At 40.1% G+C, this 23370-nt stretch carries 25 protein-coding genes; 24 read left to right on the top strand and 1 reads right to left on the bottom strand.

What is annotated here, in order from left to right:
• Nucleotides 1-19: 19 nt before the first annotated feature.
• From FA048_RS10050 to FA048_RS10040, 3 genes are all read left to right on the top strand, one after another.
• On the top strand, nt 20-235 hold the full coding sequence (locus tag FA048_RS10050; RefSeq protein ID WP_136840432.1) for a hypothetical protein: 216 nt from the start codon (nt 20-22) through the stop codon (nt 233-235).
• Between the two features lie 41 nt (nt 236-276).
• Nucleotides 277-453 carry a DUF3606 domain-containing protein gene (locus FA048_RS10045; protein ID WP_136840431.1) on the top strand — a complete coding sequence of 59 codons (177 nt, stop codon included), beginning with the start codon at nt 277-279 and terminating at the stop codon, nt 451-453.
• Nucleotides 454-620: 167 nt separating this feature from the next.
• The gene (locus FA048_RS10040; protein ID WP_136840429.1) at nt 621-1703 is read left to right on the top strand and encodes an AI-2E family transporter; all 1083 of its coding nucleotides are present in this window, start codon (nt 621-623) and stop codon (nt 1701-1703) included.
• Nucleotides 1704-1726: 23 nt separating this feature from the next.
• Here the strand turns inward: FA048_RS10040 and FA048_RS10035 are convergent, their stop codons facing one another.
• Nucleotides 1727-3823: an HRDC domain-containing protein gene (locus FA048_RS10035; protein ID WP_136840427.1), complete on the bottom strand. Its 2097-nt coding sequence runs from the start codon at nt 3821-3823 to the stop codon at nt 1727-1729.
• A 1105-nt stretch (nt 3824-4928) separates the two neighbouring features.
• On the opposite strand from FA048_RS10035, the gene FA048_RS10030 reads away from it, so the two are divergent.
• From FA048_RS10030 to FA048_RS09930, 21 genes are all read left to right on the top strand, one after another.
• Nucleotides 4929-5825: a MerR family transcriptional regulator gene (locus tag FA048_RS10030; protein ID WP_136840425.1), complete on the top strand. Its 897-nt coding sequence runs from the start codon at nt 4929-4931 to the stop codon at nt 5823-5825.
• The gene (locus FA048_RS10025) at nt 5815-7320 is read left to right on the top strand and encodes a phytoene desaturase family protein (protein ID WP_136840423.1); all 1506 of its coding nucleotides are present in this window, start codon (nt 5815-5817) and stop codon (nt 7318-7320) included. Before FA048_RS10030 ends, FA048_RS10025 begins: the two co-directional genes overlap by 11 nt.
• A complete protein-coding gene (locus FA048_RS10020; RefSeq protein WP_136840421.1) occupies nt 7317-8153 on the top strand; it encodes a phytoene/squalene synthase family protein in 837 nt (278 codons plus the stop codon). Before FA048_RS10025 ends, FA048_RS10020 begins: the two co-directional genes overlap by 4 nt.
• Nucleotides 8150-8650, top strand: coding sequence for a hypothetical protein (locus tag FA048_RS10015; protein WP_136840419.1), 501 nt, complete (start codon nt 8150-8152; stop codon nt 8648-8650). Before FA048_RS10020 ends, FA048_RS10015 begins: the two co-directional genes overlap by 4 nt.
• A complete protein-coding gene (idi, locus tag FA048_RS10010; RefSeq protein WP_136840417.1) occupies nt 8647-9186 on the top strand; it encodes an isopentenyl-diphosphate Delta-isomerase in 540 nt (179 codons plus the stop codon). Before FA048_RS10015 ends, idi begins: the two co-directional genes overlap by 4 nt.
• A complete protein-coding gene (locus tag FA048_RS10005; protein WP_136840415.1) occupies nt 9170-9634 on the top strand; it encodes a sterol desaturase family protein in 465 nt (154 codons plus the stop codon). Before idi ends, FA048_RS10005 begins: the two co-directional genes overlap by 17 nt.
• Entirely contained in the window at nt 9631-10353 is a 723-nt protein-coding gene (locus FA048_RS10000; protein ID WP_136840413.1) for a lycopene cyclase domain-containing protein, read from the top strand. The genes FA048_RS10005 and FA048_RS10000 overlap by 4 nt, the downstream gene beginning before the upstream one ends.
• Nucleotides 10354-11150: 797 nt before the next feature.
• Nucleotides 11151-11549 carry a hypothetical protein gene (locus tag FA048_RS09995; RefSeq protein WP_136840411.1) on the top strand — a complete coding sequence of 133 codons (399 nt, stop codon included), beginning with the start codon at nt 11151-11153 and terminating at the stop codon, nt 11547-11549.
• 12 nt (nt 11550-11561) lie between these two features.
• The gene (locus FA048_RS09990; protein ID WP_136840410.1) at nt 11562-12239 is read left to right on the top strand and encodes a hypothetical protein; all 678 of its coding nucleotides are present in this window, start codon (nt 11562-11564) and stop codon (nt 12237-12239) included.
• The gene (locus FA048_RS09985; protein ID WP_136840408.1) at nt 12206-12988 is read left to right on the top strand and encodes a sensor histidine kinase; all 783 of its coding nucleotides are present in this window, start codon (nt 12206-12208) and stop codon (nt 12986-12988) included. The genes FA048_RS09990 and FA048_RS09985 overlap by 34 nt, the downstream gene beginning before the upstream one ends.
• 4 nt (nt 12989-12992) lie before the next feature.
• On the top strand, nt 12993-13661 hold the full coding sequence (locus tag FA048_RS09980; protein WP_136840406.1) for a response regulator transcription factor: 669 nt from the start codon (nt 12993-12995) through the stop codon (nt 13659-13661).
• A 213-nt stretch (nt 13662-13874) separates the two neighbouring features.
• Nucleotides 13875-14735 carry a GH25 family lysozyme gene (locus tag FA048_RS09975; RefSeq protein ID WP_136840404.1) on the top strand — a complete coding sequence of 287 codons (861 nt, stop codon included), beginning with the start codon at nt 13875-13877 and terminating at the stop codon, nt 14733-14735.
• Nucleotides 14736-14803: 68 nt separating this feature from the next.
• Nucleotides 14804-15583: a DUF2589 domain-containing protein gene (locus FA048_RS09970; RefSeq protein WP_136840402.1), complete on the top strand. Its 780-nt coding sequence runs from the start codon at nt 14804-14806 to the stop codon at nt 15581-15583.
• A 63-nt stretch (nt 15584-15646) separates the two neighbouring features.
• Nucleotides 15647-16324 (top strand): DUF2589 domain-containing protein, encoded by a 678-nt coding sequence (locus FA048_RS09965; protein ID WP_136840400.1) that lies wholly within the window; start codon nt 15647-15649, stop codon nt 16322-16324.
• An 18-nt stretch (nt 16325-16342) separates the two neighbouring features.
• On the top strand, nt 16343-16540 hold the full coding sequence (locus FA048_RS09960) for a hypothetical protein (protein ID WP_136840398.1): 198 nt from the start codon (nt 16343-16345) through the stop codon (nt 16538-16540).
• Nucleotides 16541-16571: 31 nt separating this feature from the next.
• Complete coding sequence (locus FA048_RS09955) at nt 16572-17126, top strand: DUF2589 domain-containing protein (RefSeq protein ID WP_136840396.1); 555 nt, start codon at nt 16572-16574, stop codon at nt 17124-17126.
• Between the two features lie 59 nt (nt 17127-17185).
• Nucleotides 17186-17455 carry a hypothetical protein gene (locus tag FA048_RS09950; RefSeq protein WP_136840394.1) on the top strand — a complete coding sequence of 90 codons (270 nt, stop codon included), beginning with the start codon at nt 17186-17188 and terminating at the stop codon, nt 17453-17455.
• Between the two features lie 73 nt (nt 17456-17528).
• Nucleotides 17529-17810 (top strand): hypothetical protein, encoded by a 282-nt coding sequence (locus FA048_RS09945; protein WP_136840392.1) that lies wholly within the window; start codon nt 17529-17531, stop codon nt 17808-17810.
• Nucleotides 17811-18261: 451 nt separating this feature from the next.
• The gene (locus FA048_RS09940; protein ID WP_136840390.1) at nt 18262-18708 is read left to right on the top strand and encodes an Hsp20/alpha crystallin family protein; all 447 of its coding nucleotides are present in this window, start codon (nt 18262-18264) and stop codon (nt 18706-18708) included.
• A 603-nt stretch (nt 18709-19311) separates the two neighbouring features.
• On the top strand, nt 19312-20472 hold the full coding sequence (locus FA048_RS09935; protein ID WP_136840388.1) for a transglutaminase domain-containing protein: 1161 nt from the start codon (nt 19312-19314) through the stop codon (nt 20470-20472).
• A 175-nt stretch (nt 20473-20647) separates the two neighbouring features.
• Nucleotides 20648-22729, top strand: a complete 2082-nt coding sequence (locus tag FA048_RS09930) for a CehA/McbA family metallohydrolase domain-containing protein (protein WP_136840386.1) — start codon at nt 20648-20650, stop codon at nt 22727-22729.
• The last annotated feature ends 641 nt before the right edge of the window (nt 22730-23370 follow it).

Here is a 23370-nt window from a genome sequence, read left to right as displayed (position 1 = left end):
TGTTTAAACAAAAAAACTTATGGATATGCAAACATTTAACATACAGCTTTTAGAAAAGCAATACCAAGTCGAACCTCAGGATAATGGAACTTTTCGAATCCTTGAAGGCGAAGAAAAAATCGGGGTGGTCTATCCCGAAGTAGGAAAATTTGGAACCAATTGGAGAACTATGGACGAACTGGAGGAAGGTTTTGTAGGGCAAATTGGCGAGTTGATCTCCGAGCACCAAATGTAACGGAATATTAATTTATCATATCTACCTAAAAACAAATAATTATGGCAAAGCAAGGACCAAGTGACAGAAAAAAAGTAAATTCATCTCAAGATTATGAGCTTTCACACGTAGCAACCAAAATGGGTGTAAGTGTACAACAGGTTGTAGGTGCAAAACGTGCAACAAAATCGAACGACCGCACGGTAATTGAAAAATACATCTCTGATAAAAAGAAATAGTTCTTTTGGGACCCAATTGACTTCAAAATAAAAATTGAAAGAAAAGATAGCGGGAAGGACCTTTAGTCGTTCCCGTTTTCTTTTTAACCTAATTTTAAAAAAGGTGCGGACATTACAGAATACGATTTAACTTAAACTTTCACTGGTTAGTTTTGTTAGACTAGGATATGGAAAAACTCAGCCTATCGGTTAACACACTTTTCTTTTTTGTACTAACCTTTGCCGGACTTTATTTTGCCTCTCCTTTTCTAATTCCCCTTACCCTTGCAGCAGTACTCTCTATGGTATTTATCAGGCTGTGCAGCTTTATAGAAAGCAAAGGAGTAAGCAGAGGAGTAGCTTCAGTATTATGTATTGTACTTTTTGTCCTTTCCATAGGACTTGTTTTGGGGCTGCTATCTATTGAGTTGAGTAGCCTGGCCGAGAATCTAGATGGAATGGAAAAGCGGATCGTAAGTATGCTCGAATCGCTTAAATCTTGGATCAATGAAACCATTGGTATTAAAAAGATTGACCAGCAGAAGGCAATAGATCAGGGTACCAAGGGCAAATCTGGTGGCATGATTCTTTCTTTTGCAGCAGGGTTGATGGGAATTTTAATCAACACCATCCTTGTATTGGTGTACATGTTCCTTTTTCTTTCCATGCGCAGCCACATCAAAAAGTTCATCTTAAAACTAGTGCCTAATAAGGAAAATGCAGATACAACAGCTGTGATACATCAAACTGGAAAGGTTTCTCAGAAATACCTGAGCGGTCTGGCTGCAATGATAGGGGTACTGTGGGTAATGTATGGCATTGGTTTCAGTATTGTAGGAGTAGAAAGTGCACTATTTTTTGCCGTACTATGCGGTTTGCTAGAAATTGTACCCTTTATTGGTAACCTAACTGGCACGGGTTTAACAGTACTGGCTGTAATGGCACAGGGTGGAAATAGCAAGATGGTTATTGGAGTATTGGTTACCTATTTGCTAGTTCAGTTTATACAAACCTATATCCTCGAACCCATTATCGTTGGCGAACAGGTAAATATCAATCCACTGTTTACCATTATGGCCATTGTACTGGGTGAACTAATTTGGGGTGTGGCGGGAATGATTTTGGCAGTACCGCTATTGGGCATGGCAAAGATCATCTGCGACAGTTATCCTCATTTGCAACCCTATGGCTTTCTCATTGGCCCAGAAAATCCGCGAAAGCCAAAAACCACAATATTAGATTACATGAAAAAACTATTTGGGAAGAAATAAACCCAAATAGTTTGTAGCGTATGCTAGAACAAAAGCTCGTTTTCGCCCAAGTGATGTCTAATGAGTTTAAGTATCTCGTCTCCATATTGTGTTGCTTTTCCTTCTCCTACATTTTTAATCTTAGCCAATTGGGTTAGCGTTTTTGGTAGTTTTGCAGAGATATCAGCTATGGCTTGGTCAGAAATGATGTGATAGCCTAATGCTTTTTTGTTTTCCGCAGTTTGCTTTCTCCAGTTTAATAACTCAAGATGGAGTGCTGGGTTTTCGATACTGGTTTCATTCAGCTGTTTTTGCTTCCAACTGTCAAGCGGTTTATAGCTAATAGCCGTGTTTCGATTGGCCTTCGATAACTCATCCACTTTAATAAAATTTGGTAGCAATTTAAACAGCTCAATCTTGGCTTGCAGCTGTTCTAACAATTGGTTTAAGGTCGGGAAATAATCCGGATGAAAGGGAGCACCCGTAATTAAGCTATGCAGGGCAATCACATGTTCGTGTAGTTCAATCAGATTCGGAAGAAAATATCCTGCTGCTTTTGCCAAACGTGTTTTTATAGGGCCCGCTTCAAATTTATTGACTATCGTTTTCAGTTCCTGGCGGACGAAGCGCTCTCCAATGGGGCCAATTTTAATGCTTAACAATTGTTCAGCTTCATTGATCTTTTGATTTAATACTGTTTCATTTGGCAGGAGCGCTAACAGTACTGCTTTTAAATGGGTATAAGTTTCGGTTATTGGATTGAAGTCAAAACAATCAACCAAAGTTTCAAGTTCGGCAGCCACCAACAACTGTTGAAGACTATGTTGATCTGGACTTTGCGCTTGGGCCTTTTTCATAAAAGCAGCAACCGATGGATCGGTAATGATGTTCTTACTATCTACTTTTTCCTTTAGGATCAAGCCATCCAATGTCCGGCATCGGCTCAGTGCTACATAGGTTTGCCCATGGGCAAAGGCAGCACCTACATCAATTACAGCTTTATCAAAAGTTAATCCCTGACTTTTATGGATGGTAATTGCCCAAGCTAAGCGAAGTGGGAACTGGCTGAAAGTACCTGCGCTGGTTTGGGTTATCTTTTGGTCGGTTTCTGATAGCGCATACTTGGTATTCTCCCATATTTCCTGAGTGGCCTCAAATGTCGATCCATCATCAAGAAAGGTTAGGCTTATGATTTCTCCGTTAATGCTGTCTACCTTTGCTGTACGGCCATTATAAAATTGCTTTTTGCCTGAGCTGTCGTTTTTAATAAACATTACCATTGCGCCAGCCTTCAATACAAGTTCCTCTTCGGTAGGAAAGGCTTCTTTTGGAAAGTCTCCTGTAATTTTTGCTTTAAAGGTATGTGTATCGCCTGCTAGGTTTGCTAGTCTTTCTTCATTGATCTTTTTAACCAGCGGATTATGCGTAGTGAGGGTAACATGGTCAGCTAATTCCCCACTGTTTGGATTTTGCTGGTAATGCGCATTTAGTTTTTGGAGGAGCGTATCGCTGATCGAGCCATTCCTTATTTCGTTCAGTATTTCAATAAAGGTAGGATCGCTCTGCCTGTGGACTTTGGTAAGTTCAAACGTGAGTAGGGGAAATGCCCTAAAGATTAAACTGTCGAAGAAATAGGGCCCATTATAAAATTTCCCAAGCAAATGCCAGTCGTTTTGAAAAACAGGCGGCAGCTGGTAAAGGTCGCCGATCATGAGTAACTGTACGCCCCCAAATGGTTGGCTATTTCCCTTCACAAACCGTAGTGCCCTATCAATATAGTCTAGGGTGTCGGCCCTTACCATACTAATCTCGTCGATGATGAGCAAGTCGAGGCATTTGATGAGTTTGGCTTTTTCCGCTCCGAAGCTTTTGCCAGAAAATTCAGTGAAAATTGTTTCTTGCGGAGATGGTGGTAGCAAAGGTCCGAAGGGAACCTGGAAAAAGGAGTGGATGGTTACTCCACCTGCGTTAATTGCCGCTACGGCCGTTGGTGCTACTACCGCAAGGTTCTTTTTGGTGCTGGAGCGAATGTGGCGCAGGAAGGTTGTTTTTCCGGTTCCCGCTTTTCCTGTCATGAAGATTGGTCTGTTTGTTTTTTCGATAAAATCGAGGATCAATTCATGCAGGGGTTCTAGTGTCATTATGTGTACAAAATTAAGGCTTATGTTGCCCGAAATCGCATCTACTTTTCAACAGTCCATCTTTCAATTTAATCACTGTCCCAAAGAGCGTAGGGATGAAAGAACGGCGGGCCACGCGGAGGCCTGTGGGTGGAAGCATCGTTCTTTCTTGATCTTTTGTTTCTTTTCTATCAAGGAGATATTGCGCAGCAATCTTGAACACCTCTAAAATAGATAACCGTGAAAAACGAAAGAGCCTCTCGGGGGCGATGAGCCGAGGCAAGGCTGTGCGTTGGTGTTTTAACTTAAGTGTCTTCGACAGGCTCAGCATGGCAACTGAACAACTAGGTCTAAACGCTCTTTGCCGCGAGGCAACCTTCTTTGAAGGGCAAAGAAGGCAAACCCTTTCGGCTTCTCCTAGGCAACCTTGCGCTCCCATCCCTTCACAAAAACTTGCAAACACAGGCTACGGTTTTGCTGAAGGGCAAAACAACTATGCCTTTTCCCGCCCTCAAGCCATCATTTGCCAGTTTTTCTTCCGTTGCTGGATAAGCCCTGCGTACTATTAATGTTGGAAAGAGGGGGGGGTGCTGTAATAAACAGTAGTCTACAGGCTTAACCCACAGTTCATTGCACGAGTTGGGGTATGTCCATAAATCAAGCATCAATCTCACTATTTACCACTTCCCCAAAGAGTGTAGGGATGAAAGAACGGCGGGCCACGCGTAGGCCATTTGGGTGGAAACATCGTTCTTTCTTGATGTTTTTAGGTAATTTTTCATTAAGAAAAAAAGGACTAGGGCTTTCGGCGCCCATGAGCCGAGGCAAGGCTGTGAGTTGGTGTTTTAAGTGAAAAAGTGCTTCGACAGGCTCAGCATGACAAACTATAACAGCAAGAATGAGATTGCCATACCCAATGAAGATCGGCTTCGCAATGACGGCTAAAGTGGTGGTGACTCAGAAAGTGTCTATAAATATTTTAATAAATAGTGCTTCGTTAAGCTCAGCATGACAAGTGATAAAACATTTGTCACAACATTTTTGTAGAAAAAATACCGGACAGCAAACTTTTTATAGCAAAGTAATGTTACTTTTGTCTAAATATTTTATTTAAAATATAGACAAAATGAAACTATCCATTTCCGATCTCGAGCAACTTTCTGGAGTTCCCGTACATACTATCCGCATTTGGGAGCGAAGGTATAATGCACTTGAACCTTTGAGATCGAGCGGTAATACCCGGTCTTATAATGATGAGCACTTGAAGAGGCTATTGAACATTGTAAGCTTAAACCAAGCTGGGGTTAAAATATCCCAAGCCTGTTCACTAACTGGTGACCAGATGGAGGAGTTTCTGGAAAAAGAATTAAAAGCTATCATGCCTGGCCTTGCGAGCTTTGAATTTTATGTATCCCAACTGTTAAACGCAGGTGTTAAATATGATGAGCTAAGTTTCAGTATTCTTCTTGATCAATGCATTGAAGAACATGGAATCATGAAGACTTATGAGCAGGTGATGTTTCCGCTACTGCAGCGCCTTGGCCTAATGTGGCGATTAGACCATATATGCCCTGCTCACGAACATTTTATTTCAGCGATTGTAAGGCAAAAGCTCATGACGGCTATCAATTCGCTTCCCTTAAGCAATAGGGGTGGTCCGGTATGGTTGCTTTTTCTTCCAGAAGATGAGGCTCATGATATCCCCTTATTGTTTGCAAGTTTCATGTTGCGCAGCTACGGCTTTAAGGTCATCTACCTAGGTGAAAGAGTGCCTATGGAATCGCTTAAAGATGCTTATAGCTCAACCCAGGTAGATCACCTGCTGTTTTTTTTGGTGAGGCAGCGTCCTGTTAAAGAAACAGGGAACTACCTTCAAAACCTAAGCAATACCTTCCCCAATGCAAATATCTTTTTGGCAGGAAATGGAAAGTTGATTGCTGAACTAGAGTTAGGGGCTAACATGTCATGCTTCTCTTCTATAGCTGAATTCTCACAATTAGTGAAAGGTGGAAATGGACAATAGATCGTTACCAACAAAGCCAAAGGTTGCAGTTATAGGTTCGGGCTTTGCTGGGCTAAGTGCAGCCTGTTACTTAGCCAAGGATGGGGCAGAAGTGACTGTTTATGAAAAGAACCCACAAATTGGGGGAAGGGCAAGGCAGTTGGTAACAGCTAATGGCTACAGTTTTGATATGGGGCCAAGCTGGTATTGGATGCCTGGGGTGTTTGAGCAGTTCTTTAGTGACTTTGGCCACAAACCTGCTGACTTTTATGAACTTTCCCAACTTGATCCAGGTTTTTCGATTGTTTTTGGGCAAAATGATGTAATGCACATTCCGAGTTCGAATGAGGAATTAGAAGAAGTTTTTGAAGATATTGAACGGGGTAGTGCGTTAAAGCTCAGGAAATTTCTTGAAGGAGCCGAATTTAAGTATAAAGTAGGTATGGAAAAACTGGTTCATAAACCAGGCCTTTCACTAACCGAATTTTTAGACATGGATGTGATCAGGGGCGCATTTAAACTGCAGCTTTTGCAATCTTTCCGCACTCATGTTAAAAAATATTTTAGCCATCCAAAGCTCATTGCGCTAATGGAATTCCCTATCCTTTTTTTGGGTGCTACTGCCAAAAATACCCCAGCACTTTATAGCTTGATGAACTACGCAGGTCTTTCATTGGGTACTTGGTACCCGAAGGGTGGCTTTGCCTCGGTAGTTGGCGGCATGCGCACTGTGGCCGAAAACCTAGGTGTAAAATTTCTTGTTGATGAGCCAGTATCAGGCTTCGAGTTTTCGGCAGGAAAAATCATTGGGGTAAATTCCAAACGCTACAAATTAAACTTCGATGGTGTAGTGGCCTCAGCAGATTACCACCATGTAGAAGACCAACTACTCGGTGAAGCACTTCGCAACTATCCCGAAAGTTATTGGAACAAAAGAGTGCTTGCCCCATCTAGCTTGATCTTTTACTTAGGGCTTACCAAAAAGCTAGATAAGTTGTCTCATCACACCCTTTTTTTTGATGAAGAACTTGATGTGCATGCCAAGGAAATCTACGAAAATCCACAATGGCCAAGCAAGCCCCTTTTCTATGCCTGTTGCCCTGCGAAGAGCGATGATAGCGTTGCGCCAATAGGTCATGAGAATATTTTTATGCTAATGCCACTAGCTACCGAACTGCAGGATAGCGAAGAACTACGGGAACGCTATTTCGAGCTGATCATGGATCGCTTAGAAACATTTTGTGGCGAAGAGGTTAGAAGCAATATTGATTATAAAAAAAGCTATTGTATCAATGATTTTGTACAAGACTACAATTCCTATAAGGGCAATGCCTATGGCCTTGCCAATACGTTGATGCAGACGGCAAACCTAAAGCCTTCGCTCAACAATAAAAAAATTAACAACCTGTTTTATGCTGGCCAACTAACGGTTCCCGGTCCAGGGGTTCCGCCCTCAATTATTTCGGGAAAGCTTGCAGCAGCGCAATTGAATAAAAGCCTAGAGAAAAAGCGATGAAAGAAAAATTCGACAGCCTATCTGCCCAGTGCAGCAAGATGACTACGCTCCGCTACAGTACTAGTTTTTCACTTGGAATCTATTTCCTACACAAAAAGCTAAGACAGCCGATCTACTCGATCTATGGCTTTGTGCGCCTTGCCGATGAGATTGTAGACAGTTTTCATGATTTTGATAAGGCCTATTTGTTAGACAAGTTTAAAAGAGATTGCTATGAGGCAATCGAGCAAGGGATTAGCTTAAATCCGATCTTAAATTCCTTTCAGCAGGTAGTGAATCAGTACAAGATAGAGATGGAACTTGTAGACCTTTTCTTGGACAGCATGGAAATGGATTTAAAGGAAGAATATTATACGGGAGATAAATACGATAAATATATCCTTGGCTCGGCGCAAGTGGTAGGGCTTATGTGCCTGCGGGTATTTACCGCCGGGGATAATAAAGAATACGAGCGGCTCAGGGAATCAGCCATGCTGCTCGGGTCGGCTTTCCAGAAGGTAAATTTTTTGAGAGACCTGAATGCCGATTATGAAGTGCTGGGCAGGAGCTATTTCCCTGGTGTAGACCTTTCGGCATTTGGCAATGACCAGAAAAAGCAGATCGAAACGGAAATTGAATCAGAGTTCCGTGTTGCCCTTCAAGGAATTAGGTTATTACCAAGGGAGGCAAGGAGTGGGGTTTACTTGGCCTATATCTATTACCTAGAGCTGTTCAAAAAGATTAAAAAGGCATCAGCAGAAAAAGTAATGCAGGGAAGGATTAGGATCTCTAATGGACACAAGGTTGGACTGATGTTCGATTCGCTGATCCGCTATAGAATGAATGCTTTATGAAAATGGTGCTGATTTTTTTTCTTGTAGGTTCTTCATTACATGCTGGTGCAGAACCCGAAGTAGCCGAACTTAGAAGGCTTTATTACAAGGCAGCAGAGGATTCTTCGGCCTCTGCCGAACTTTCTAGATCGCTAAAATCAGTGAACAGAAGTTCCTCACCCATACTATGGTGTTACAAGGGAGCGTCATATATGATGGAGGCCAAGTACGCTTTCAACCCAATTACAAAGCTTGCCAGGTTCAGGAAGGGAAAAGCAGCAATAGAGCAGGCCATATCCAAAGAGCCTAGTAATGTGGAAATGAGGTTCATCAGGTTTTCCCTCCAGAACAATCTGCCTGGATTTCTTGGTTATAATGGACAGATTCAGGCAGATAAGCAAAAGTTGTTGTTAGAGGTGGAACAAATGGAGGACAGGGTGTTGAGAGAGAACATCACCAGTTATTTGATAGCATCGAAAAAATGTACCAAAGAAGAACTTAAAAAATTGAAACTGTGATAGATAATGTGATATTGGTAGATAGTGATGACAACCAAGTGGGGCTGATGGAGAAAATGCAGGCACATTTCTCTGGGCAATTGCACCGTGCCTTTTCAGTATTCATCTTCAATAGCAAGGGAGAACTGCTGTTGCAACAACGGGCAGTAGATAAATACCATTCGGGAGGCAAGTGGACCAATACCTGCTGCAGTCACCCAAGAGAACATGAACATACTACAGTTGCCGCCCACCGCAGGTTATTAGAAGAAATGGGAATGGTATGCCACCTTGAATATGGCTTCAATTTTATGTATAAGGCAGAGGTGACAGCGGGCATTATTGAGCATGAATTTGATCATGTTTATTTTGGGATAAGCGATAATAGGCCTAATTTTGCACCTCAAGAAGTTGCGGGCTTTAGGTATATTGGCATGAATGAATTGGCAAAGGATATCAAAGTGCATCCTGAGTTGTATACCGAATGGCTAAAGATCTGTTTGGAGAAGGTTATGAAATATTATACACAAATGTTGAAAGATGGGCGTATTGGTTAACATAGGAATTGTACTGGCAACTTTTCTGGCGATGGAAGGGGTGGCTTGGCTTACACACAAATATATAATGCATGGGCTATGCTGGTTTCTGCACAGTGACCATCATAACAAAGACCATGACGATTTTTTGGAACGCAATGATTTTTTCTTTTTGATCTTTGCCATTCCCGGGATAATATGTTTAGCGCTGGGTAATTTCTATGGGAATGAATTGGCGTTGTTTATCGGGATCGGGATTACACTCTATGGCGCATGTTACTTTCTGGTGCATGATATCTTTATCCACCAGCGCTTCAAGATTTTTAGAAATTCAGATAACTGGTACCTCAAAGCCATCCGTAGGGCACACAAAATGCACCACAAACACTTGGGTAAAGAGCAGGGTGAGTGTTTTGGAATGCTATGGGTGCCATTGAAATACTTTTTGGAAGCTAGAAAAAAGGCATGATGAGATATACCTACCTTCTGGTCGATTTTTTCACAATAATTGTTCCCTTGCTATTCTCATTCCATCCAAGGCTGCAGTTCCATAAAACCTGGAAGGCATTTTTTCCTGCGGTAGTCGTAACTGGTGTGCTATTTGTGATTTGGGATATTTATTTTACACATCTGGGGGTGTGGGGCTTTAACCCCGACTATATTTTGGGCGCAAATTTTTTAGGCCTGCCGCTAGAGGAACTGCTTTTTTTTCTCTGTATCCCTTATTCCTGCGTATTCACTTATCATTGCCTTACCCAACTTTTAAAATTGCAATTGCCCAAACCAGCTGAAGATGTATTGACACTTGCATTTGTATTTCTTGGGGTTTTTGGAGGGATATACTATTGGGGTAGCTTGTATACGGCATCAACAGGTTTGGTAATGGTTGGTCTTTTGATTTTGGCTAGGTTCGTTTTAAAAGTACGTTGGCTCGGTAAATTTTATCTGGTGTACCTGGTATTGCTTATTCCATTCTGCATTGTAAATGGAATTTTAACAGGAACAGGACTGGATGCCCCAGTAGTTTGGTACAATGCAAAGCATATTATTGGGCTTAGGATAATGACCATTCCATTTGAGGATGTATTTTACGGGCTAAACCTGATCCTTCTAAACCTATTGATCTATAACTGGAGGAAAGATAAGTATGCTAACAGCTTGAATGAAAACGCTAAAGGTAAAGTTTAGCCTAAACCCTTAAACATAAAGATCAACTTTGCAATTATGGTTATTATAGCTGTATTACAATTTGAGCTTTAGTGATCTATAGGTTCCAGATCTCTCCCAAGGTCGAGATGACGGTAATAGGAGTGGTGTGTGGATTATGATTATTTGTCATTCAGAGCATAGCGAAGAATCTATAAGCGATGAATGAGATTTCTCTGAACTAGAGGATACTTATAGAAGCTCGGCATGACGTTAATACACTGCTCATAGGCGGGAGATTTCTCCCAAGGTCGAAATGACGGTTAGTGGAGCGGTGTAGATACTTACACTAAAAACCTCAAAATTCTCCTATTCCTCACTGTCCCAAAGAGCGCAGGGATGAAAGAACGGCGGGCCATGCGGGAGCATCGTTCTTTCTTGATGTTTTTGGTAATTTTTCATCAAGAAAAAAAAGGACTAGTGGTTCGGCGCCATGAACCGGGGCAAGGCTGAGTGGTGGCATTAATAAAAGTGCTTCGACAGGCTCAACATGGCAAAATATACCTAAGTATAAGGGTTAATAAAACAACAGCAAGAATGAGATTGCGAAGCGATTCTTCATCGAAATTAGAAGGTTAATGGGTTGAAATATTAATAGGATTCATCAACAAATTGGTTTGTAAAAAGATTGAACATTTGTCCACTAGGAAATCTAATTTCTTATCAATAGATTTGAATTAATGGCATTTATGCTCAGTATTACCATAAAATGGATATTACTTTTAGCGATCGGTATTCCATTTTTAACTCATAATTAACCTTTCTAAAAACTAAAATTAATGAAAAAGAAACCTACATCAATTCTTGATGACAATAGAATTTCACTTGCTGAGGCAATGGACCGTACAAATTTTTGGCGTGAAGCGATCAAACCCCTTTTTGATGATCATGATGCCATTCTTCCTAAAGGCTTTTACATCCCATTTGAAGATATTAAGGCCCTGTCAGATCTATACCCAGAAGCGATAGGTGCTAGAGCTTATTTTACTTTGCATAAGCCTGGTTTTAAAAAAGGTGAAGGCATTTCGGCCGTTCTTGTCCCAGTTCGTGTTGATGATAAAGGTATCTGTAAAGATATCATCGAGCCGTCAGCAACATCTGATGTAGAAGATTCGTCTATCTACGATTTCACCAAGCCATGTCCACATTGCTGTGATCCAGAAAGTGATTTATTCTAATCAAGGATCACATTGTTAACGATTTATGGCCACTCATTTTCTTATTATTACCAGGGACTGATTGTTCCTGTTTCAATTTTTATTCCTATTGGTGTAGCAATCTATAATTATCGCTATATCAATAGGTTATTTAAGATTTTGCTGTATTATCTAGTCGTTTCGGGTAGCATTAACTTAATAGCAATCCTAAAATCTGGAAGTAATAACTTGCCATTGCTGCATATTTATACCGTAGTAGAATTTTTGTTTTTAGCGGTTTATTTTGCTGGCATTAACCATAACAAAACAATCAAGAAATACAGTTACCTGATTATAGTCATATTTCCACTGTTATGCCTGGTCAATGTGCTTTTTTTTCAGAGTAAATATCAGTTCAACTCTTATGTTAGACCACTAGAGGCCCTGATTTTTATCTGTTACAGCTTGCTGTATTTTTTTAACTTGGTAGATACAGACCCAGACCAATCATGGTACAGCAATGGTCTTAACCTCATCAATGCCGGCTTGTTGCTATATTTCTCTGGTTCTTTATTTGTATTTATCCTCTCTAATGTAATCACCTTTAAATTAAGCCATGATGCGAAAATGCTAATCTGGAACTTGCATAACTCCCTTGTGGTTGTACTGTACTTGCTCATGGCTTTTGGATTTAGTAAATGGAAAACATCGACGAAAACGTATATATCCTAATCTTTGCCGGGATGGCAGGGATGTGTATTCTGGCAATTTCATTTATCTTTTTAAATGTGAAACTCCAGAACAAAACATTGAAGCAGAAAGACCGTGAGCAACAACTCCAATTGCAACATCAGGAAGAGTTACTTCAAACTATGATTAGTTCTCAAGAAACTGAACGTAAACGGATTGGACAAGATTTACACGACGATGTTGGTACTGCACTTTCAAACTTAAGGCTTACAATAGATGTTTTTAGACCTGATTCTGAAAATACCCTGGGCAATTTCTCAGATCGATGCAAGCATATTATAGATAAAGTGATTAAAGATGTGCGCCACATTTCGCACAACCTTTCTCCCCCTGGAATAGAATTATATGGCTTCTTAGGTGCATTAGAAGAATTGTGTGATTCAGTTGTCCAGACCCAACACATTCAGATTACCATCCATAACCATGCGGAAATTGGTCTTGATGAGCTTAACGCTACTGCAGCGATTTCTTTATATCGGATTATGGAAGAGCTTTTAAACAACACGATTAAACATGCAAAAGCCAAAACAGTAGACATTTATTTTATAGCAAATGGCCAAGAAATTACGGTGATCTATCAAGACAATGGTACAGGAATAATGGCTGACCAAAAATCTCGAAAAGGGATGGGGCTTCACAATATTGAGAGCCGTTTAAAAATGATTGGGGCAATAGTAAGCCCGTCAACTGTGCCGCATAGCGGATATCAGTGTCAATTTATATTAAAATAGTAAAATGGAAACCATGAAAATAGGCATTATAGATGATCAGAATATTTTTAGGCAGAGTTTAAGTCTACTGATTAAAAGTGTTCCCGAATTTGAAGTGGTTGCAGAAGCAGCTACTGCATCAATGCTGTTAACAATTTTTGATACTTTGCCAGCGCAAATTCCAGATGTTTTATTGATGGACATGAATATGCCAGAAATGAATGGCATTGAACTGAACAAGATCATTGCTCGTAAATATCCCAATATTCGGGTAATCGTGTTGTCAGTCCATGCGCAAGATCGCTTAATTTCCAAAATGATTACTTCTGGTGCAGCCGGCTACCTGATTAAAAACTGTGATAAAGAAGAATTAATTACTGCCATTAAAAGTACTTACGAAACTGGCTTTTACATGAATAAACAGGTATTGATGGCTATACAACAAGTAAATCGTTCTAGCAGTAAAACCATCAGCATATTCGATAGCCCTTCTTTTGAACTTACCCCACGTGAAAAAGAAGTGTTAGAATTAATCTGTAAAGAAAACAGCAGTGCCGAAATTGCTGAGAAACTCTTCTTAAGTGTGCGCACTGTTGAAGGTCATCGTAATAACCTGTTGCTCAAAACCCAAAGTCGCAATACTGCTGGTCTGGTATTATTCGCCATTAGGCACCTCCTATTTGAAGTATTATAAACTATTGTAGTAGTACTACGCTTAAACAACCACGTACTTCTGCCTGCTTTTTAAACAGGCATTTATGCCTGTAAATTCAAGTCATTTATTAGCTCAATTTGAGATAAGCAAAACAATAAAAGCTTTTCAATCGCTACTTATTGCCTAAAAAGGTAAAATATACGGCGTCGCTTTTATTGAAATTTTGCCTTTAAAAATTAAACTAATTAAATTATGGCTATTCTTCAACTGAACTCAAAAGGTGACGACGTAAAGTTACTACAACAACAATTATCCAGTTTAGGTTACCCACTTACGGTAGATGGAATTTTTGGAGTAAATACCTTAAATGTGGTGAAACAATTTCAAGTCGATCATCAGCTCCCTAGTGATGGTATGGTGGGTCCGAATACACAAAATACCATCAATGCGTTGTTGGATAATGATAGTCCTACCAATATCATTAGGGGGATTGATATTTCTCATAACAATGGCACTATAAACTGGGCGACACTGGCAAGCGAAGTAAATTTTGTGTATTGCAAAGCTAGTCAGGGGGGCGGCTTTAAAGACAACATGTTCCAATTCAATTCTTCTAAATTAAGTGGTTTGGGAATTTTACATGGTGCCTATCATTTCTTGAATTTTCAGGGTGCAACCGCACAACAACAAATCGATAACTTTTTAAATTGTGGGGTTGATTTCTCGAAACCAGGTCTTTTACCCCCGGTATTAGATGTAGAATGGCAAGTGCCTGATACCCTTAATCCTTATATTCTTCAAAACCGTGAAGCTTGTGTACAACTGATCAAAGATTGGTTAACCGGTGTGGCCTTAGAAACAAGACGTACACCAATGATCTATACCAATCGTGTGTTTTGGCATGATTTCCTAGGTAATCCGACAGGGTTTGAGAACTATCCATTATGGATTGCAGCCTACCAATCAGCACCACCATTGCTGCCTCCAGGCTGGAATAAATATACTTTTTGGCAAAATAGCGGTACCGGAAACATCAACAGTGTAAGTGGGCAAGTAGATAAAGATATTTTTAACGGAACCTTGGACGACCTTAAAAAATTGGCATTGCTATAACCATCAAATTATAGCTGCCAAATCAAACAAGTAATCAACAAAATCACTAATAATTAAAAACAAAAGTTATGGAATCTAATCTATTGTCCATGTCCCAAGAGTTCTCAGGCTTGCCTATGGATGCTCTTATTGGTGGACCACTAAATGCTGCTGCTCGTGCAAATGCTGCGATGGCGCTAACACAAACCAAATTCATGTTGGATACTTGTTTTGCAAAAACACCAGTTGCTGCAACTCAAGAAATAACTGCAGTACCTGCGGTAATAGACCCAGCTACTGGCTTGGTAACTACACCAGAGGTAATTGGTACGCCTGCAATTCCTGCGCATGACAACTATGTACCTGTAATGATTGTAATGTCATTGCAAAGAGGGGTAATCACTCCCGGAACTCCCGGAAGCCCTGGTGACCCAACTGCTACACCACCAGTTCCGGCTACACCGGCTACCGCAACCCAAATTCAGAGTTTTGTAACTCAGTTCAACTTGCCATTGTTAACCATCGTTCCATTAAATTCATTAGCGGTTGATACTGTAGACATCAATTTCGAAATGGAGGTAAAATCGAGCTTCTCTGAAGATCAATCAGAGCAAAAATCAACAGAAAGCAAAGGTGAAGGTAGTTTTGAAGCTAAAATTGGATGGGGTCCGGTATCGGTAACCATTAGAGGAAGTGCTAGTTACGATTCGAAAGATTCGTCTACACACAATACACACTATGAAAAAAGCAACTCTGCTAAATACAGTGTAAATGTACATGCTGGACAGCTTCCACTACCAAAAGGTGTAAACACAATTATTGAAGCGTTTGCACAATCTATCTCTCCAATCACAATCGGAGCGAATTAAATTAACAAATCAAATAAGTTAGCTCGGCTAACTTATTTGTTCACCAATTAATTATAAATTATTATGCCAAAAGTAACGAATCGAGAATTCAACCCAAACTTTAGTAAAGCATTGGATATTGAATCATTAATTAGTGCTCCACTTGTGGCAGTTTCAAAGGCCAACGTGGTAATGGCACAAGGTCAGACCAGGTTTTTGCTTGAATACTGTTTTAAGAAAAATGGAGAGAGTTATGAGCCGATTCTGATACAGATGGCATTAACCAAACCTGTAATTGACCCTGGCAAAGCTGCTGTAAAAGCAGTAGCCGCTTCGGCACCAGGTGTAATGCCTGTAGTTGAAGCAGTTGAAGCCACACCGGCAATTCCGCAGTCGATGCAAATGGTAACTACCCATTTTACCTTGCCCTTGCTCACCATTGTTCCGTTAAATTCTTTGGCGGTAGAGAAGGTAAATATAGATTTCGATATGGAAATTACCTCGGTAGCTTCCAAGCCATCAGGTAGTGCAAATGAATCGAATAACACGATTACCGATCGTAAAGCACAACTCTATGGTAAAGTAAGCGATTCGGGCTCAAATAGCGAACGCGGTTCGGCAAATCAGAGTAAGACTTTAAATAAAATAAAAATCAATCTCAATGCAGCTACGCTTCCGTTGCCTGCAGGTGTACTTACCATCATTGATATTTATACCAAGTCTATTCAGGCAGTGCCAACAGAAAATAAACCAGAAAATTAAACAATTAAAATAAACAACATGATAGCGCAAAGTCAAAATATCCCTTGTCCAGTTTGTAGTACTGGAATCCCATTCGATACTAAACAATTGATGATGGGCGTACAATTTGCATGTCCTAATTGTGCAGCATCGGTTGGACTAGCTCCAGAAAGCAAAGAACTTGTTCAAGAAACGATGGAGAAATTGGAAGCAGCAAAAGGAAAAACTTCAAAATAATTAGAACAACCACCTATAAATTATATCAATCATGATCAGTTTTAAACTATTTGTAAACGCCATTCAAGAGGCTATTATCAGTGCCAGTGATGCATTGATGGATAAAAATATATCACTCTTAGATAAATATTTTATCGAAGGGCCTAAGGTTGGTGATCATCAAACATCTAACATGGGAGATTATCAACCACTCGATGATGAAGATAAAGAACAACCAAATGTTAAAGGTGCACCTGTGCCTGATAAACATACACTGGTTCCTAGAAGTGTTATTCTCGAATATCCACATCTTGGTAATGATGGTACGGTTGAAAACCTGGAAGTTTCAGTTCCGCTGATCACTTTAGTGCCACTAACAATGTCTAAAATAGATAAGGCTACCATTACTGCCAGTTTTAAAATGGCTGTAGTTAATGGTGAAGTTCAACTAGATCTTGGCAATGAAGGTAATGGTGGCTTCTTTAAGAAAAAACCAAAAATGGCCTGGGGTAAAATTGAAATATCCCTCGCTCCACAAGAAACCTCGGAAGGATATAAGTTATTAGTAGAAGGTTATGAGGCTATTTTGAAAAGACAGTTATCTTAAATAAAAGGTGGAAGCCGAAAAACCTGATCAGAGTAGGCAATATTTAAAAACATAAAATTATGGCATCAGTTACAAACAACACCGGCCAACAGCTTGAGCTATGGGACGGTGGAAATCAATTGGCAAATCTAGGACCTGCAGCAATAGGTCAGCAACTGCCAATTACCATTACCAGCATTACACTTGGAAATGTTGGCTATCACAACAAAAGAGGAGGTCTTTTGGTTAACAGTAATTACAGCGCAACATTTGTGCCTGCTGGAAATGGAAACCCTAACATGGTTCGGTTTACTGGAAATGGTGCAGCTGATATAGTTACGTTCAGCTAACAATGAGCTAATTGACAAAGGTGGAAGCTGAAAAACCGAATTAGAGTAGGCACAATCTTTAAAACATAAAGTTATGGCATTACTAGTAAGAAATACTACAGGGCAACAACTACAATTAAGAGACGGTGTAAATCAGCTAGGTGGTAATATGGCAAATAATACCAGCCTAGATCAATTACCAATTACAATTACCAGTGTTAGTTGTGGAGCTGTAGCTTATCCCAATAAAACAGGGGGATTTGTAGCGGGAAGAACTTATGTAGCCACTTTTGTTGCGGCTAATGGAGCAGCAAATCCGGCAACAGTTCTATTTACTGGAAATGGTGGAGCTGCTGATATCATTCGATTTAGATAACCATCAACCGCTATGAGCCAATTTTAACTAAAATAATTGTAGATGCCCAGTTTTCAAATATGGGTCGAGTAAAACATCTCAATTCTTTCGGTATTTAATATTCCGATGGTGTTAATTTAAATAAGCGGGAAGGGTCTTTGGTCTTTCTCGCTTTCTTTTTAGGTCTGTTTCAGAAACAGATTTGTTTTGGCAAGGGTCCTTCGGCTGCAAAATAAATATTACTCGCTGTGGCAAATGTTGTGGAAGGTTTGGATAACTGGCCAATTGTTGACAATAGTTATTATGAAAAATTGTCAACTCAAACTGAAAAATTTTCATAATTCCTGAAATTTTTTCAGTTTTAAAATGCCAAATAAGCCTTGGCATACCACTTGTATATAGGTTTTTGGGACAAATTCCATTTTAATTAATCATAGTTTCAATCATTAAAAAAATTAAGGAGGAAAAACCAATGACACTAGTTAAATTCAATTCAGACAAAAACAACAGCCAAAGAGGTCTTGTACCTTCATTCAACAATGTGTTCGATTCAATCTTTACCGACAGCTTCTTTACCGGTCGTGACATGGCGCTGCTACCTGCGGTAAACATCTGCGAAACTGCAGACCATTTCCAGATAGAGCTTGCAGCTCCTGGTTTGGCAAAAGAAGATTTCAAGGTTAACCTTGAACACAAGATGCTAACGATTTCAGTAGCCAAAGAACTGTCGAACCAAGAAGAGGGTAAGAACTTTAGCAGAAAAGAATTCAATTACAGTTCGTTTACCCGTTCGTTCACCTTACCTGACAGTGCAGATGACAATGGCATCGAGGCCAAATATAACAATGGGATCCTGCATGTTGAGATCCCAAAAAGGGAAGAAGCGAAAATGGTTGCTCGCCAGATTTCTATCAGCTAAGGGATTTAAAATCATAAGATTAAAGGCTGCCAGCAATGGCAGCTTTTTTTTGGAATTGTAGATTTGTTAAATCTGATAATAAAATTTATGGGTATTTGTCATTCAGAGCGTAGTGAAGAATCTACAAGCGATGAATTATGTTCTCTGAACTTAAGGATGCTTCGACAGGCTCAGCATGACAGTAATGCACTGCTCATAGGTGGGAGATTTCTCCCAAGGTCGAAATGACGGTTAGTGGAGCGGTGTAGATATTTACACTAAAAACCTCAAAATTCTCCTATTCCTCACTGTCCCAAGACGTTGGGATGAAAGAACGGCGGGCCATGCGAAGGCCTGTGGGCGAAGCATCGTTCTTTCTTGATGTTTTTTGGTACTTTTTTCATCAAGAAAAAAAGGACTAGGGCTTCGGCGCCGATGAGCTGAGGCAAGCCTGGCACTGGTAGCTAAAAGAGTGCTTCTACAGGCTCAGCATGACAGTTGATTGCGTCGAGAAGCTCTGCATTGACAATTGCCCTTGCGAATAAATATTTTAATTTAAATGCAACGTTCTAAAACCTCTGATCGTCTTATATTAAAACACCCCATCTTTAAACGCTGAATTGAATGAAAACTAAACTTTTCCCCATTATCATACTTTTTCTTTCTGTAAACGCTGTCTTTGCACAAAAGAAACTACCTATCATTAAAGCAACTTCCACACAAGTGGATATTAAAGATGATAACAATCCAGTCAGAAAAAATGCATGGACCATTGAACCTGCACAAAAGCTAGATGTTTACACCACTTCAGCCAAAAAAGTAACGTTTTATACCAATCAGGAATCTATTTCTTTTAATGTTGATCCTAAAGTTGGGGAATATAATTTTATCATAGTAGTTAATGGTAAAGATACTGCTAGGACACAAGTAAAATACGATCCAAAGGCACCGAATAGAAATCCACCTGCTTATTTAGACACACTTCGCAAAGCAGAGAAATACAATTTTTCAGATCAGCGGGAAATCCCTAAATTTACTTATCAATCAATGGACAACCCTAATCTTGTACGTATTAGGAAGGAGCTGAAATTAGATTCTATTGCAGGCAACGGCAACGAACTTTCTAAGGTATTTAACCTTTTGCACTGGGTACACAACCTAATTAGGCACGATGGCAGCAGCAACAATCCAACACTTAAAAATGCAATTGATCTGATTAAGGTATGCAAAGCAGAAAACCGTGGGGTAAACTGCAGAATGTTGGCTACCGTATTAAATGAGTGTTATTTATCGATGGGCATTACCTCTAGGTACATTACCTGCATGCCCAAAGAAACTAAATTCGACGACTGTCATGTCATCAATATGGTATATAGTAAAGATTTAAAAAAATGGATATGGATAGATCCTACGTTTGATGCCTATGTTATGGATGAAAAAGGCAGTCTTTTAGGTATACAAGAAGTAAGAGAACGATTGATAAAAGGAATGCCATTGTTGTTAAATGCAGATGCGAACTGGAATCGAACCTCATTGCAATCCAAAGAACATTACCTGCAAACCTACATGGCAAAAAACCTTTATCGTTTAGAAACCCCTTTGGTGAGCCAATACGATTCAGAAACTTGGATAAGTGGTAAGGAAGTAGCTTATGTAGAACTGCTACCATTGGACGGTATTGTGCAAACTCCACAAAAAAGAGAGTCAGTCAACGAAAAGAATGGCGTTAAGTTTACCTATTACAAAACAAATAATCCGAATTTGTTCTGGACTATCCCTAAATAAATACCATTTCCCAGAACTTTGTAGAGAAGTGTTTTTTGTAGGGCTGAAAACAAGTTTATCGAGTTGGTAATGTCTTTGTCGTACCCTATACCTCTCATCTCAAATCTGTTCGAACTTGAATATGTTTTAACTTTAAAGAAAAAAATGTAAGTTAGGGTTTCAAAAGAAACCCAGTATGAATAGTAAGATCCTAATTTTTTTGCTGTTGGCCAGTTCCACAGTTTCCGCGCAATTTAAAGTAAATACCAGTCAGTTTAACCGTAAAAACGAAGTTACACTCGTCCAGAAAGGCAATATCCTCGATCTGAAATGGCCCGCCGGTGGCGACAACACAGGCCAAGTTACACTGGATATGACTGCAGGCCAACCCTTATTTAAAACGATAGCTGTAGGAGTCAAAGGTGCTGTTAAAACAGTTTCCACCAATCTTGATCCCGCCTTTCTTTTGAGTATAGGTAAAAGAGACCTGTTGTCTCAAAACGGTTGGAATATATTCTTCGATAAGGTACCCCAAAAACCTTATAAAACCTTTCCTATAATACTGGAGAAATTATCGGCAACTGTTAAAACGATTGGTAGCCAGACTATCGTTAGCATAAATTCACTTAAGGCCGATCATTTTTCAGGAGATTTAGAAATTACTTTTTATAATGGTAGTCCGATGTTCAATATTGCTGCGGTTATCAGCACCCAGCAAGATGCTACTGCTATCGTTTACGATGCTGGATTAATTGACAGAAAAGCAGGCTGGAAAAATATCTCATGGATCAGCACCAAGGATAGCACGATGACCAAAAGCGTGAATACAACAGATTCTGCTAAAAATCTTGCTGTAAAATATCGTGCTATTGCGGCTAAAGGAAAAGAGGGCGCAATTGTCATCTTCCCAGCTCCCCATCAGTACTTTTATCCATTGGATGAGGCTTTTAACTTAAAATTTACTTGGTACGGAAACCAGTACCGGAAAATGTTTGATGGTTATGGTATGGGTATCCGACAGGATTTGAAAGGTGATAACCGCTTTGTTCCATGGTTTAATGCGCCGCCTCAAACTAGGCAAAGGTTAAATTTCTTCTGTTATTTAAGTCCTGTTGATGAAAATGCTGCATTTACTGAAGTTAAGAAATTTACCCACAATGATAGTTATGTGAAATTACCTGGCTTTAAAACGATGTCAAGTCATTTTCATAATGAGTTTGTAATGAAAGTGATGATGGCTAATAAAGACATGCCAGATGTTCCAGATTTTGTTAGCGTTTTTAAGAAAACGGGCATTGATATTGTTCATCTTGCTGAGTTTCATTATACTGCGCATCCAAATGGACCAGACGAATTGCGTTTACTGGAGCTGAAAATGCTTTTTGAAATGTGCAAACGCTACTCGGATGAACAACTGCTTCTTTTACCAGGCGAAGAACCTAATGAGTTTTTTGGCGGGCACTGGCTCAATTTTTTTCCAAGCGAAGTATATTGGATCATGTCACGTAAAAAAGGAGTTCCGTTGGTAGAAAACCATCCCGTTTACGGAAAGATCTATCATATTGGAGATAAGGATGATATGCTCAAACTCCTTGAATTGGAAGGTGGCTTAGCCTGGACTGCCCATGCGCGGACAAAAGGTTCTGTTAATGCTCCTGATGTTTATAAGGAAGAGGCATTTTTCAAATCAGACCGTTTTATGGGTGCCGCATGGAAGGCAATGCCTGCAGACCTGTCTCAGCCAAGATTGGGAAAACGTGTACTTGATCTACTGGATGATATGAACAATTGGGGCGAGAAGAAAACCATCATAACCGAAGCAGACTTGTTTACCATAACTCCTGAAAATGAGATGTATGCACATTTAAATGTGAATTACCTGGCGATAGATGATTTGCCCAAATACAAAGATGGATGGAAACCAGTATTAACAGCCATGCAAAAGGGTAAGTTCTTTTCAAGTACCGGAGAAGTGCTCATGCCTCAGCTTACCATAAATGGAAAGACATCTGGAGAGACCATACAACTAGATACCGGAGGCAATGTAAATATTAAATTGAAGCTCAACTGGACATTCCCAATGAATTTTATCGAAGTGATATCTGGGGATGGAAGTAAGGTATACCGAGATAAAATTGACCTGACTAATACCAGAGCTTTTGGCGACAAGTTGTTCCAATTCAAAACAAAACTTACTGGAAGAAAATGGCTAAGGGTTGAGGCATGGGATATCGCAGCAAATGGCGCTTTTAGTCAAACCTTTTATATTGGAAATTAATCATTACATGTTTTCTGTTTTTTAGTGGTTTTTTTGACAGTTTAGAATTACTACTTCGTATGTCGTAGATATCTCCCAAGGTCGAGATGACGATGAGGCGGCGGAGGTAAGGTACATAAACCAAGAGCACCAATCATTACTGTTTACCACTGTTCCAGAGAGCGTTGGGCTGAAAGAACGGCGGGCCACGCTTAGGCCTGTGGGCGGAAGCATCGTTCTTTCTTGATGTTTTTGGTACTTTTTTCATCAAGAAAAAAAGGACTAGGGGTTTCGGCGCCCAAGAGCCGAGGCAAGGCTGTGCGTTGGCATAATAAAAAGTGCTTCTACAGGCTCAGCATGACAACTGAATAACTAGTTAACGCTCTTTGCCGCGAGGCAACCTTCTTTGAGGGGCAAAGAAGGCAAACCCTTCGGCTTCTCCTAGGCAACCTTGCGCTCTAGCCCTCTCACAAAACTTGCAAACACAGGCTACGGTTTTGCTGAAGGGCAAAACAGCTATGCCTTTTCCCGCCCTCAATGCCTTCATTTGCCAGTTTTTTCTCCGTTGCTGGATAAGCCCTGCGTGCTATCAATGTTGTAAGAAAGGGAAAGTTGCTGCAATAAACAGCAGCCTTTGGGCTTAACCCACAGTTTATTGCAGG

Origin of the sequence: Pedobacter polaris, from assembly GCF_005116505.1 — a bacterium.
GTDB lineage: Bacteria > Bacteroidota > Bacteroidia > Sphingobacteriales > Sphingobacteriaceae > Pedobacter > Pedobacter polaris.
The sequence above is the reverse complement of the archived record's forward strand: the minus strand, read 5'-3'. Positions and strand labels throughout refer to the sequence as shown.

Coding starts and splice junctions, on each gene's coding strand:
- FA048_RS10005 (WP_136840415.1), top strand. CDS start 9,170: ATGGGCGTATTGGTTAACATAGGAATTGTACTGGCAACTTTTCTGGCG.
- FA048_RS10045 (WP_136840431.1), top strand. CDS start 277: ATGGCAAAGCAAGGACCAAGTGACAGAAAAAAAGTAAATTCATCTCAA.
- FA048_RS09995 (WP_136840411.1), top strand. CDS start 11,151: ATGAAAAAGAAACCTACATCAATTCTTGATGACAATAGAATTTCACTT.
- FA048_RS09950 (WP_136840394.1), top strand. CDS start 17,186: ATGGCATCAGTTACAAACAACACCGGCCAACAGCTTGAGCTATGGGAC.
- FA048_RS09980 (WP_136840406.1), top strand. CDS start 12,993: ATGGAAACCATGAAAATAGGCATTATAGATGATCAGAATATTTTTAGG.
- FA048_RS09985 (WP_136840408.1), top strand. CDS start 12,206: ATGGAAAACATCGACGAAAACGTATATATCCTAATCTTTGCCGGGATG.
- FA048_RS10025 (WP_136840423.1), top strand. CDS start 5,815: ATGGACAATAGATCGTTACCAACAAAGCCAAAGGTTGCAGTTATAGGT.
- FA048_RS09935 (WP_136840388.1), top strand. CDS start 19,312: ATGAAAACTAAACTTTTCCCCATTATCATACTTTTTCTTTCTGTAAAC.
- FA048_RS09930 (WP_136840386.1), top strand. CDS start 20,648: ATGAATAGTAAGATCCTAATTTTTTTGCTGTTGGCCAGTTCCACAGTT.
- FA048_RS10050 (WP_136840432.1), top strand. CDS start 20: ATGGATATGCAAACATTTAACATACAGCTTTTAGAAAAGCAATACCAA.
- FA048_RS10040 (WP_136840429.1), top strand. CDS start 621: ATGGAAAAACTCAGCCTATCGGTTAACACACTTTTCTTTTTTGTACTA.
- FA048_RS10030 (WP_136840425.1), top strand. CDS start 4,929: ATGAAACTATCCATTTCCGATCTCGAGCAACTTTCTGGAGTTCCCGTA.
- FA048_RS10000 (WP_136840413.1), top strand. CDS start 9,631: ATGATGAGATATACCTACCTTCTGGTCGATTTTTTCACAATAATTGTT.
- FA048_RS09945 (WP_136840392.1), top strand. CDS start 17,529: ATGGCATTACTAGTAAGAAATACTACAGGGCAACAACTACAATTAAGA.
- FA048_RS10015 (WP_136840419.1), top strand. CDS start 8,150: ATGAAAATGGTGCTGATTTTTTTTCTTGTAGGTTCTTCATTACATGCT.
- FA048_RS10020 (WP_136840421.1), top strand. CDS start 7,317: ATGAAAGAAAAATTCGACAGCCTATCTGCCCAGTGCAGCAAGATGACT.
- FA048_RS09965 (WP_136840400.1), top strand. CDS start 15,647: ATGCCAAAAGTAACGAATCGAGAATTCAACCCAAACTTTAGTAAAGCA.
- FA048_RS10035 (WP_136840427.1), bottom strand. CDS start 3,823: ATGACACTAGAACCCCTGCATGAATTGATCCTCGATTTTATCGAAAAA.
- FA048_RS09960 (WP_136840398.1), top strand. CDS start 16,343: ATGATAGCGCAAAGTCAAAATATCCCTTGTCCAGTTTGTAGTACTGGA.
- FA048_RS09940 (WP_136840390.1), top strand. CDS start 18,262: ATGACACTAGTTAAATTCAATTCAGACAAAAACAACAGCCAAAGAGGT.
- FA048_RS09975 (WP_136840404.1), top strand. CDS start 13,875: ATGGCTATTCTTCAACTGAACTCAAAAGGTGACGACGTAAAGTTACTA.
- FA048_RS09970 (WP_136840402.1), top strand. CDS start 14,804: ATGGAATCTAATCTATTGTCCATGTCCCAAGAGTTCTCAGGCTTGCCT.
- FA048_RS09955 (WP_136840396.1), top strand. CDS start 16,572: ATGATCAGTTTTAAACTATTTGTAAACGCCATTCAAGAGGCTATTATC.